Below are 12836 nucleotides of genomic sequence, written 5' to 3'. Positions count from 1 at the left end.
ACGGCGGCACCGTGCCCTAATCCGGCATTGCGCAATAAATTGCGCCGCTACAGGGGCAGCAGCCTTCATCACAACGCAAACAATCCGCACATCTCCGTTGCGGCGCGATTTATCGCGCGTGCCGACGGCGGCACCGTGCCCTCATCCGGCATTGCGCAATAAATTGCGCCGCTACATTGCCCGGCAGCCATCATCACAACGCAAACAATCCGCACATCTCCGTTGCGGCGCGATTTATCACGCGTGCTGACAGCGGCACCGTGCCCCGCCCGGCATTGCGCAATAAATTGCGCCGCTACAGGGGCAGCAGTCATCATCACAACGCATACAATCCGCACATCTCCGTTGCGGCGCGATTTATCGCGCATGCTGACAGCGGCACCGTGCCCCCATCCGGCATTGCGCAATAAATTGCGCCGCTACAGGGGCAGCAGCCATCATCACAACGCAAACAACCCGCACATCTCCGTTGCGGCGCGATTTATCGCGCGTGCCGACGGTGGCACCGTGCCCTCATCCGGCATTGCGCAATAAATTGCGCCGCTACATTGCCCGGCAGCCATCATCACAACGCAAACAATCCGCACATCTCCGTTGCGGCGCGATTTATCGCGCGTGCTGACAGCGGCACCGTGCCCCCATCCGGCATTGCGCAATAAATTGCGCCGCTACATTGCCCGGCAGCCATCATCACAACGCAAACAATCCGCACATCTCCGTTGCGGCGCGATTTATCGCGCATGCTGACAGCGGCACCGTGCCCTCATCCGGCATTGCGCAATAAATTGCGCCGCTACGCTCCACCAGGAATTTTCCTTCTTTGCAGACGGTTCTTGATACGAGTCCGTAACGCGCTGCTCTAACATTCCCGCCGCTGTGCGATGTCGTGTAAACCGCGTCGCACTTACATTGACAACACATTATGGACGATTCTTATGATTGATTTATTTGCCCGCAGCCAGACCCTTTACTTTGAAAGCGCCGACGGCAAGCTGGTGTTTGGTAACAATGAGAAGCTGGAGCCCGGTGGCTTTATTGAGCTGGTCATCGGCACCGACACCTTCCGCGTCCCCGTAGACGACAAAGGCTTTTACCGCTGGGAAGCGCCTTCCGCCTACGCCGACGGCCACTACAGCTTCTCAATCCGCCACTTTGATAACGCCGGCAACCGCAATCCGCCGACGCTCGGCACTGTGATTGTTGACACCAGCGCGCCCGCCGCCCCTGAACTGCTGAACCTCTACGACGACCAGGGCGACAAAACCGGCAGCTTTGACGCCGGCAAGGCCACCGACGACAAACGCCCGACGCTGACCGGCATCGCGCAGAAAGGCAGCACCGTTTACCTGCTCAACGACAAAAATGAAAAAATCGGCAGCGCGGTGGCGGACAAGGTCACCGGCAAGTGGGTGATGGAGCCGGCGCAGGACTTAAAAGACGGCAGCAACAGCCTGCGCCTGATGGCCGAAGAGACCTTTGGTAAACAGCTGCGCGCCGGCACGCCGTCTGCGCCGTTTAACATCATTACCGGCAACGGCAGCGCGCAGGTTGAACACACCGGTGACGCGGCCGCCGCGCCGGTCAGCGAGGCCGCACCGGCCGCCACCGAACCGCTGGCCCGCAGCAAGACCCTCTACTTTGAAAGCGCCGACGGCAAACTGGTGTTTGGGAACAAAGAGAAGCTGGAGCCCGGCGGCTTTATTGAGCTGGTCATCGGCACCGACATCTTCCGCGTCCCGGTAAACGATGAAGGCTTTTACCGCTGGGAAGCGCCGACGCCCTACGCCGACGGCGAGTACAGCTTCTCCATCCGCCACTTTGACAACGCCGGCAACCGCAACCCGCCGACGCTCGGCACCATGATTGTGGATACCACCGCGCCGGACGCGCCGGAGCTGATTAACCTCTACGACGACCAGGGCGTCGTGACCGGCAGCTTTGACGCCGGCAAGGCTACCGACGACAAACGCCCGACGCTGACCGGCATCGCGCAGAAAGGCAGCACCGTTTACCTGCTCAACGACAAAAATGAAAAAATCGGCAGCGCGGTGGCGGACAAGGTCACCGGCAAGTGGGTGATGGCGCCATCGCAGGACTTAAAAGACGGCATTAACAGCCTGCGCCTGATGGCCGAAGAGACCTTTGGTAAGCAGCTGCGCGCCGGCGCGCCTTCGGCGGCGTTTGACATCGTGATTGCCGGCGACAACGTCACGGTTACCATTACCGATGCGTTTGACGACGCGGGCAGCTTCACCGGGGCGCTCGGCAACGGCGCGCTCACCGACGACGCCACGCCGACCCTGCGCGGCGAGGTCTCCGCCGCTGACACCGTTATCGTCTATTACCGCCTCGCCGGCAGCCCGACCTGGGCCGGCAGCGCCACCGCCACCCTCAGCGGCGACACCTGGAGCTGGACGCCGGGCAGCAACCTGCCGGCCGGCCGCTATGAGTTTCAGGCCAGCACCGGCGACGTCGCCTCGGCGCTGTTTGAGCTGGAGATCGTCAGCCCGTCCGATATTGCCCTGCGCACCCGCTTTGAAACGGTTATCGACGACTTCGGCGATGCCACCGGCCTGCTGGAAAGCGGCGCCATCACCGACGACGCCACGCCCACCTTCCAGGGCCGGGCGGAAGCCAACAGCCAGGTGGTGATCCGCTATACGCTGGCGGGCGGCGCTGCTGCCTCCGTCACCGTTGACGCCGACAGCACCGGCCGCTGGAGCTGGACGCCGGGCACCGGGCTGGCCGCCGGCCAGTGGTCGTTCGACGTCAAATCTCTGGGGCAGACGCACTGGAACGACAGTTTTGATCTGATCATTGTTTCTGAAAGCGACGGCGGCTTTGCGCCCGTCATCGATTACGCGGTGGATGATTTCGGTCCCGTGACCGGCAACCTCGGCAGCGGCGGCAGGACCGACGACAGCACGCCAGCGCTGCACGGTCGCGCCGAAGCCAACAGCCTGGTGATCCTGCGCTACACCCTGGGCGACGGCCGCTATGACAGCGCCAGCATAAAAGCAGATGCAGGCGGCAACTGGTCCTGGACGCCGCCGGAGCTGGCCAGCGGCAGCTGGACCTTCGAGGTGAAGAAGAGCGGTCAGATGGACTGGAGCAGCTTTACGCTCACCATCGATCCCAATGCCGATCGCAACGCCAGCATCGACAGCGCGCTGGACAACGCGGGCCCGGTGACCGGCAGCCTGAGCAGCGGCGCGTCCACCGATGACACCACGCCAACCCTGCGCGGGACCGGCCCGGCCAGCAGCGTTATCACCCTGCGCTATAAAATGGACGGCGGCAGCTACGCCTCCACCACGGTGAGCGTGGACAACGCAGGCAACTGGTCGTGGACGCCGTCCGCGCTGGTGAAAGGCAGCTGGACCTTTGAAGTACAGAAGGCCGGCCAGAGCGGCTGGAGCAGCTTCCGGCTGACCATCGATCCGGACCTCGACCGCTACCCGACCATCGACAGCGCGCTGGATAACGCGGGCCCGGTGACCGGCAGCCTGAGCAGCGGCGCGTCCACCGACGACACCACGCCGACCCTGCGCGGTACCGGCCCGGCCAACAGCGTCATCACCCTGCGCTACAAGCTCGGTAACGGTGGCTACACCCTCGACAGCGCGAGCGTGGATGCAGACGGCAACTGGTCGTGGACGCCAAATACGCTGGCGAAAGGCAGCTGGACCTTTGAGGTACAGAAGGCCGGCCAGAGCGGCTGGAGCAGCTTTAAGCTGACCATCGATCCGGCGCTGGACCTGAAGCCAACCATTGACAGCGCCTGGGACGACTTTGGCGCGGTAACCGGCAGCCTGACAAGCGGTGACACCACCGATGACAACACGCCAACCCTGCGCGGTACCGGCGTGGCCGGCACCATCATCCACTTCCAGAACGGCCTGGCGGGCGGCAAGTGGTATGACGTGGGCAGCACCGTCGTTAAAGCGGACGGCACCTGGGAGTGGACCTCACCGGTACTGAGCAAAAACGGCACCTGGGAGTTTCACGCGAAGGCGCAAAACGGCGACGTTATCAGCGGCTGGACCGGGAAATTTATTCTGAAGTACGTTGCTGCCGCCGGACCGGTGATTACCGATGCGCTGGACAACGTCGGCCCGGTAACCGGCAGCCTGAACAGCGGCGCGTCCACCGACGACAGCACGCCAACCCTGCGCGGCACCGGCCCGGCCAACAGCACCATCACGCTGCGCTACAAGCTCGGCAGCGGCAGCTACGCCTCCACCACGGTGAGCGTGGATAACGCAGGCAACTGGTCGTGGACGCCGGATACGCTGGCGAAGGGCAGCTGGACCTTTGAGGTGCAGAACGCCGGCCAGAGCGGCTGGAACAGCTTCCAGCTGACCATCGATCCGGACCTCGATCGTTACCCGACCATCGACAGCGCGCTGGATAACGCAGGCCCGGTGACCGGCAGCCTGAGCAGCGGCGCGACCACCGATGACACCACGCCAACCCTGCGCGGCAGCGGCCCGGCCAACAGCGTTATCACCCTGCGCTACAAGCTTGGCAGCGGCAATTACGCCAGCACCACGGTAAGCGTGGACGGCAACGGCAAGTGGACGTGGACGCCGTCCGCGCTGGCCAACGGCAGCTGGACCTTTGAGGTGCAGAAAGCTGGCCAGAGCGGCTGGAGCAGCTTCCAGCTGACCATCGATCCCACCGTGGACCGCGATGCCGTGATCAACAGCGCCTGGGATGACTTTGGCGCCGTGACCGGCACCATTGCTAACGGCGGGACCACCGACGACAGCACGCCAACGCTGCGCGGCACCGGCCCGGCCAACAGCAGCATCACGCTGAAGTACAGCAATGGCGACCGCAGCGGCGGCATCATAGTTAAAGTGGACGCCAGCGGGAACTGGACGTGGACCGCGCCAGATCTGGAGGACGGACACTGGACCTTTGAGGTGAAGAAGGACGGCCAGGAAAACTGGAGCCGCTACGAGCTGACCATTGATTCCAACGCGGACCGCAACGCCAGCATCGACGGCGCGTTCGACAACGTCGGCCCGGTGACCGGCAGCCTGAGCAGCGGCAGCAGCACCGACGACACCACCCCAACCCTGCGCGGCAGCGGCCCGTCCAGCGGCACCATCACGCTGCGCTACAAGCTCGGCACCGGCAGCTACGCCTCCACCACGGTGAGCGTGGACAACGCAGGCAACTGGTCGTGGACGCCGTCCGGGCTGGCGAAAGGCAGCTGGACCTTTGAGGTGCAGAAGGCCGGCCAGAACGGCTGGAGCAGCTTCCAGCTGACCATCGATCCGGACCTCGATCGCTACCCGACCATCGACAGCGCGCTCGACAACGTGGGCCCGGTGACCGGCAGCCTGAGCAGCGGCGCGACCACCGACGACAGCACGCCAACCCTGCGCGGCAGCGGCCCGGCCAACAGCGTTATCACCCTGCGCTACAAGCTCGGCAACGGTGGCTACACCATCGACAGCGCGAGCGTGGATGCCAGCGGCAACTGGTCATGGACACCAAATACGCTGGCGAAAGGCAGCTGGACCTTTGAGGTGCAGAAGGACGGCCAGAGCGGCTGGAGCAGCTTTAAGCTGACCATCGATCCTAACCTGGATCGCAATGCCACCATCGACAGCGCGTTCGACAACGTCGGCCCGGTGACCGGCAGCCTGAGCAGCGGCAGCAGCACCGATGACACCACGCCGACCCTGCGCGGCAGCGGCCCGGCCAGCAGCACCATTACGCTGCGCTATAAATTGGACGGCGGCAGCTATGCCTCTACCACGGTGAGCGTGGACGTAAACGGCACCTGGTCGTGGACGCCAAATACGCTGGCAAAAGGCAGCTGGACCTTTGAGGTGCAGAAGAGCGGCCAGAGCGGCTGGAGCAGCTTCCAGCTGACCATCGATCCCACCGTGGACCGCGATGCCGTGATTAACAGCGCCTGGGATGACTTCGGCGCCGTGACCGGCACCATTGCCAACGGCGGGATCACCGACGACAGCACCCCGACGCTGCGCGGCACCGGCCCGGCCAACAGCACCATCACGCTGCGCTACAAGCTCGGCACCGGCAGCTACGCCTCCACCACGGTGAGCGTGGACAACGCAGGCAACTGGTCGTGGACGCCGTCCGGGCTGGCGAAAGGCAGCTGGACCTTTGAGGTGCAGAAGGCCGGCCAGAGCGGCTGGAGCAGCTTCCAGCTGACCATCGATCCGGATCTCGATCGCTACCCGACCATTGACAGCGCGCTGGATAACGTCGGCCCGGTGACCGGCAGCCTGAGCAGCGGCAGCAGCACCGACGACAGCACGCCAACCCTGCGCGGCAGCGGCCCGGCCAACAGCGTTATCACCCTGCGCTACAAGCTTGGCAGCGGCAGCTACGCCAGCACCACAGTAAGCGTGGACGGCAACGGCAAGTGGACGTGGACGCCGTCCGCGCTGGCCAACGGCAGCTGGACCTTTGAGGTGCAGAAAGCCGGCCAGAGCGGCTGGAGCAGCTTCCAGCTGACCATCGATCCCACCGTGGACCGCGATGCCGTGATCACCAGCGCCTGGGATGACTTCGGCGCCGTGACCGGCACCATTGCCAACGGCGGGACCACCGACGACAGCACCCCGACGCTGCGCGGCACCGGCCCGGCCAACAGCAGCATCTCGCTGAAGTACAGCAACGGCGACCGCAGCGGCGGCATCATAGTTAAAGTGGACGCCAGCGGGAACTGGACGTGGACCGCGCCAGATCTGGAGGACGGACACTGGACCTTTGAGGTGAAGAAGGACGGCCAGGAAAACTGGAGCCGCTACGAGCTGACCATCGATTCCAACGCGGATCGCAACGCCAGCATCGACAGCGCGTTCGACAACGCGGGTCCGGTGACCGGCAGCCTGAGCAGCGGCGCGTCCACCGACGACACCACGCCGACCCTGCGCGGCAGCGGCCCGGCCAACAGTACCATTACGCTGCGCTACAAAATGGACGGCGGCAGCTACGCCTCCACCACGGTGAGCGTGGACAACGCAGGCAACTGGTCGTGGACGCCGTCCGGGTTGGCGAAAGGCAGCTGGACCTTTGAGGTGCAGAAGAGCGGCCAGAACGGCTGGAGCAGCTTTAAGCTGACCATCGATCCGGCGCTGGATATGCAGCCCACCATCGACGATGCCTGGGACAATTTTGGCGCGGTGACCGGCAGCCTGAAGAACGGTGACACCACCGACGACAGCACGCCGACCCTGCGCGGCAAAGGCGTGGCCGGCACCATCATCCACATTCAGAGCAGCCCGCCAGGCGTGCCGTGGGAGGCCGTGGGCAGCACCGTGGTGAGAGCCGACGGCACCTGGGAGTGGACCTCACCGGCGCTGAGTGGCAGCAACACCTGGGACTTCCAGGCCCGGGCGCAGACCGGCGATCACTTCAGCGCGTGGAGCAACAAGTTCGTGGTGAAATACGTCGCGGCAGCGCCTGACAAGCCGACCATCACCGATGCGTTTGACGACGTCGGTCCGGTGACCGGCAGCGTGAAGAGCGAGGGCTACACCGATGACAGCACGCCAACCCTGCGCGGCAAAGGCGTGGCGGGCAGCATCATTCACTTCCAGAACGGCCCGTGGAATAAGCCGTGGGTGAACGTGGGCAGCACGGTGGTGAAAGCCGACGGCACCTGGGAGTGGACGTCGCCGGCGCTGGACCACAGCGACAACTGGCACTTCCGTGTGTACGTAGAGAACAGCAACGGCAAAAGCGACTGGTCAGACAGCTTTATTCTGAACTACACCGATCCGACGCCGATCATTGTTGACGCGTTTGATGATTTTGGTGCCCAGACCGGCAGCCTGCAGAACGGTGATACCACCGACGACAGCACGCCGACCCTGCGCGGCAGAGGCGTGGCCGGCACCATCATCCACATTCAGAGCAGCCCGCCGGGCGTGCCGTGGGAGCCAGTGGGCAGCACCGTGGTGAAAGCCGACGGCACCTGGGAGTGGACCTCACCGGCGCTGAGCAGCAGCAACACCTGGGACTTCCAGGCCCGGGCGCAGAACGGCGATCACTACAGCGCGTGGAGCAACAAGTTTGTGGTGAAATACGTCGCGGCGGTTCCAAACAAGCCAGTAATCACTGATGCCTTCGATGATTATGGTGCATCAACTGGCAGTATTGCTAACGGCGGTACCACCGATGATGAAACGCCAACCTTGCGCGGTACAGGCGTGCCCGGCAGCGTTGTAATTGTTGAGTACAGTTTGGCAAGCGGTAGCTGGTCAGACGCAGGTTCAGCTGTTGTTCAGGCAAACGGAAAATGGGAATTCACATCACCTAAACTTTCTGAAAATGGTGACTGGGAATATCGCGCTAAAACTATCGATGGTTCAAGCCAGAGTGATTGGAGCAATATATTTGGAGTGCACTTTGAGAGTTCAGGAGCATCAGGTGGATCTAAAGGTGTAGAAGATTTTGAAAGTTATGATTCTGGTTTCGGTAAGTCAGAAGACCCAATAAATTTCAATAATGGGTTAAAAATGGAATCATATTATACATACACTTACAATGGTAAACCTATAACTAGGAATCTTGATACCTGTGTACATACCAGTCCATTCACTAAAGGGTTGATTATCATTCGAATAGTTGATACTGGAGTTATGAAACAAACAATGAATCGGCTGTCATTTGGTGAAGAAACTAGTGCTGTAAGCTTTGGTTATACAGATAGCGTTTTCACCACCAACAAAGCCATGATTTATGATAAAAATCATATTTTAATTGGAGTAATTAATTTCGATAAAAACAAATCCGATTATAAAAATGTATTCTTTAGGGCGCCTTATGGAAAAATGATCGCATATGTTGACTTTGATCTCGAAAATACCTCGTATAGCTCTTCTTATCCTGGCTATAATAGAATTCAAATTGACAATTTACGCTGGGGTGATGAAGCCATCAAGCATCACGATAATAGCGTAACTTCACACGAAATATCACCACATGATGATGTAACTCAGCTTGCTGTCGATCTTGACGCTGTTTATTCGCAAGAGATACATATTGGAGCCGATGAACCGCACTTTGATTTACATAATCTTGAGCGAGCGGCAAATTCACTAACAACTCTACAGTTAAGTGAAAAGGGTGATGTTGAACTGACTGTTTCGTCCGAAGACATATTGCACTTGGGTCAAAAAGATCTGTTTATCGAAGACGGTAAAACCCAGCTTATGGTAAACGGCGATGCCGGCGATGTGGTGCAGCTGAAAGATATTCTGCCGGAAGGCAGCGATATCAGTGAATGGCAGCATCAGCAGGGCACCGTGACGGTCGCGGGCGTGGAGTACGAAGTGTACAGCCACGGCGATGACGCGGAACTGCTGGTGCAGCAGGGGGTGAAAACCGAGCTGATTTAGCGGTTAGAACGTTGCAAATTTGTCTAGAAAGCCACCGAAATTCGGTGGCTTTTTTTGTTGTTTACCCACTCAGAAACTTCGGGCATTGCGCACCGGCTGGCATTGCGCATCGGCTGGCATTGCGCACCGGCTGGCATTGCGCGATAAATCGCGCCGCTACGTTGCGCGGCGATCACGGCACACCGCATCCGCCGCGACGGCCGCGGCAGCGATCCCCTCTTCATCCGGCATCACCCCATCGCCTGCGTCATCAACCCATAAGCCTGCATCGCGCCGGGCTGTGGCGCCCATGGCGTGCCGCGCACCATGATGGTGGGCGCATCCACCTGTTCAAGACCCAGGGTTTTTAGCCATGGCGCCAGCGGTAACGCCGCGTCGGTATCGATACGCACAAACTCGCCGCGCAGGGTTTGCATTAGGGCGGCAATCAAGATTTGCGCACTCGCCAGATTCAGCGCAATCACCGGGCCAATCGACCAGCCGTGACCAAACCGCCGCAGGCTGGCGAAGCCCTGCACGCGCTGCTGCGCATCCAGCAATATGCGGGTTTGTGCAGCGGCAATCAGGTGGGTGATTAACGCGGGGCGCCATAGGCCGTGCGCCTGGTGATCGAGGGCGGTCAACGGTTGTGCCTCTGCGGGCAACGCGGGACGCAGCGTGAAACCGGCTGGCATATTCAACGCCGGCACCGCCGCCAGCGCGCGCGTTTGATGCTGCAGGATCTGGCCCGTCACCGCAAAGCCGAGTTTTCGATACAGCGGCTTGCCGCTCTCGGTGGCGTGCAGCCGCAGCCGGTAATCAGGGAATTGTTCCAGCAGCGCCAGCATCAACTGTTTGCCGATGCCCTGCCCTTGCCAGCGTGGGCTGACGATGACGAGTCCGATGGTGGCCGCCTGCTCGCCCCAGCGAAACCCCAGCGCGCTGCCGGCGTAGTCGCCCTGATGCTCAGCCACCGTGCCTGCGCCGAACGTCAGCGCCTGCTGCCAGTCTTCGCGGCGATGCGGCCAGTGCAGTTGCTGCGTGAGGGCAACGCCGGAATCGATGTCGCGTGGCGTCATAGCGCGTAGCCTGATCATGTTTGCTCCTGATGTGCGGGAAATGCCCTTGTCTTTAGCACATTTCAGGGCGGGGATGAAAGCGGGAACGCGGTTGCGTGGCGGTGCGGCTGGGTTGCGCCGCACCGTGCTGGCTTAAATCTGGAAGTCGATGGCCGGTTCGTTTTCGGTTTCGTAGGAGAGCGCCTGCCGCTTGATCTCCTCCAGCGACAGGTTGGCATTACAGAGTTCGAGGAACTGCCAAACGTAATTGCGTTGCAGCTGGCCGCGCTTCAGGCCGAGCCACACGGTATTGGCATCGAACAGATGATGGGTATCGATTTTTACCAGGTCTTCCCCTTCGTAAATATCGCACGCCTGATCGGCGAGAATCCCCACGCCAAGACCGAGTTCGACATAGGTTTTCACCACGTCAGAATCCTGCGCGCTGAGCACGATATCCGGGCGCAGACCGGCAGCCTGGAATGCCCGATCCACCCGAGAACGGCCGGTAATGCCCTGACGATAAGTGATTAACGGATAACGGCTCAGGCTGGCGAGCGTAATGGGCTGCTGCTGTAGCAGTTCATGATCGTGCGGTACCAGCAGCGAGTGATGCCAGCTGAACCACGGGAATGCCGCAAGACTACTGTTATTCACCAGCTGCTCGGAGGCGATACCGATATCGGCTTCACCGGCCAGCAGCATGGCGACGATCTCCTGCGGCGATCCCTGATTGAGCTCAAGGCGCACGTTGGGATAGAGCTGGCGAAACGCTTTGATCACGCGCGGCAGGCTGTAACGCGCCTGGGTGTGCGTGGTGGCGATGGTCAGCACGCCGCTGGTTTCATTGGTAAACACATCCGCTAAGCGGCGCACTTTGCCCGCTTCATCAAGGATGCGCTCAGCAATGGTCAACAGCGCCTTGCCCGGTTCGGTCATGCCTAACAGTCGCTTGCCACGACGAATAAAGATTTCCACGCCCAGTTCATCTTCCAGATCGCGAATATGGCGGCTGACTCCGGATTGGGAGGTAAACAGCGTATTCGCCACTTCGGTCAGGTTGAACTCGCAACGGGCCGCTTCACGTATAATTTTAAGTTGCTGGAAATTCACACCCTTTTCTCCTGGTTCCTGCCCCTGTTTCGTCCATGTTATGAAGTTGGTGTCATCGCAACAAATAATAAAAAACGGTGTGTTATGCGGAATAGTAATAAGGAGTCGTTTGAAGGACGCCCTCACCCCCGCCCTCTCCCGCAAGCGGGCGAGGGAGTTGATTGAGCGGTTGGTTGGTGAGGTGATCATTGTGGCTAAAAATGGGCTAATGCCGATCAGTTAAGCGCCATATCAAATCACCGCACCTTCCGTAGCGGCGCGGTTTATCGCGCAATGAATTGCGCCGCTACAATGTGTGCTCTCGGTAAGGAGGGGTTTTCATGTCTTAACTGACGAGCGTTAGGCTAAATATGGGCTAATGCCGATCAGTTAAGCGCCGTACCAAATCACCGCACCTTCCGTAGCGGCGCGATTTATCGCGCAATGAATTGCGCCGCTACAATGTGTGCTCTCGGTAAGGAGGGGTTTTCATGTCTTAACTGACGAGCGTTAGGCTAAATATGGGCTAATGCCGATCAGTTAAGCGCCGTACCAAATCACCGCACCTTCCGTAGCGGCGCGATTTATCGCGCAATGAATTGCGCCGCTACTATGTGTGCGCTCGGTAATTACGGATTTCCATGTCTTAACTGACGAGCGTTAGGCCAAATATGGGCTAATGCCGATCAGTTAAGCGCCGTATCAAATCACCGCACCTTCCGTAGCGGCGCGATTTATCGCGCAATGAATTGCGCCGCTACAATGTGTGCGCTCGGTAATTACGGGTTTTCATGTCTTAACTGACGAGCGTTAGGCTAAATATGGGCTAATGCCGATCAGTTAAGCGCCGTACCAAATCACCGCACCTTCCGTAGCGGCGCGATTTATCGCGAAATGAATTGCGCCGCTACAATGTGTGCGCTCGGTGATTACGGGTTTTCATGTCTTAACTGACGAGCGTTAGGCTAAATATGGGCTAATGCCGATCAGTTAAGCGCCGTACCAAATCACCGCACCTTCCGTAGCGGCGCGATTTATCGCGCAATGAATTGCGCCGCTACAATGTGTGCGCTCGGTAATGACGGGTTTTCATGTCTTAACTGACGAGCATGAGGCTGAATATGGGCTAATGCCGATCAGTTAAGCGCCGTACCAAATCACCGCACCTTCCGTAACGGCGCGATTTATCGCGCAATGAATTGCGCCGCTACTATGTGTGCGCTCAGTAATTACGGGTTTTCATGTCTTAACTGACGAGCATGAGGCTAAATATGGGCTAATGCCGATCAGTTAAGCGCCGTACCAAATCACCGCA

General features: G+C 60.0%; 4 protein-coding genes. 1 reads left to right on the top strand and 3 read right to left on the bottom strand.

The window, feature by feature from the left end; all coding sequences use genetic code 11:
• Positions 1-68: 68 nt before the first annotated feature.
• A complete protein-coding gene (locus IB226_RS02770; protein ID WP_192233464.1) occupies positions 69-368 on the bottom strand; it encodes a hypothetical protein in 300 nt (99 codons plus the stop codon).
• Positions 369-935: 567 nt separating this feature from the next.
• Between IB226_RS02770 and IB226_RS02765 the strand changes: the two genes are divergently transcribed.
• The gene (locus tag IB226_RS02765) at positions 936-9392 is read left to right on the top strand and encodes an Ig-like domain-containing protein (RefSeq protein ID WP_192233462.1); all 8457 of its coding nucleotides are present in this window, start codon (positions 936-938) and stop codon (positions 9390-9392) included.
• A gap of 230 nt (positions 9393-9622) precedes the next feature.
• Here the strand turns inward: IB226_RS02765 and IB226_RS02760 are convergent, their stop codons facing one another.
• Positions 9623-10468 carry a GNAT family N-acetyltransferase gene (locus tag IB226_RS02760; RefSeq protein ID WP_192233460.1) on the bottom strand — a complete coding sequence of 282 codons (846 nt, stop codon included), beginning with the start codon at positions 10466-10468 and terminating at the stop codon, positions 9623-9625.
• Between the two features lie 114 nt (positions 10469-10582).
• Positions 10583-11542, bottom strand: a complete 960-nt coding sequence (cbl, locus tag IB226_RS02755; protein ID WP_101762578.1) for an HTH-type transcriptional regulator Cbl — start codon at positions 11540-11542, stop codon at positions 10583-10585.
• Between the last annotated feature and the right edge of the window lie 1294 nt (positions 11543-12836).

This window comes from Pantoea sp. PNT03 (assembly GCF_014852515.1).
Classification (GTDB): domain Bacteria; phylum Pseudomonadota; class Gammaproteobacteria; order Enterobacterales; family Enterobacteriaceae; genus Pantoea; species Pantoea leporis.
Note: the sequence above shows the minus strand (reverse complement) of the source record. Positions and strands in the feature narration are given on the sequence as shown.

Bases quoted from the DNA above. Each gene is read 5' to 3' on its own strand.
- IB226_RS02770 (WP_192233464.1), bottom strand. From the start codon at position 368: ATGCGCGATAAATCGCGCCGCAACGGAGATGTGCGGATTGTATGCGTT.
- IB226_RS02765 (WP_192233462.1), top strand. From the start codon at position 936: ATGATTGATTTATTTGCCCGCAGCCAGACCCTTTACTTTGAAAGCGCC.
- IB226_RS02760 (WP_192233460.1), bottom strand. From the start codon at position 10,468: ATGATCAGGCTACGCGCTATGACGCCACGCGACATCGATTCCGGCGTT.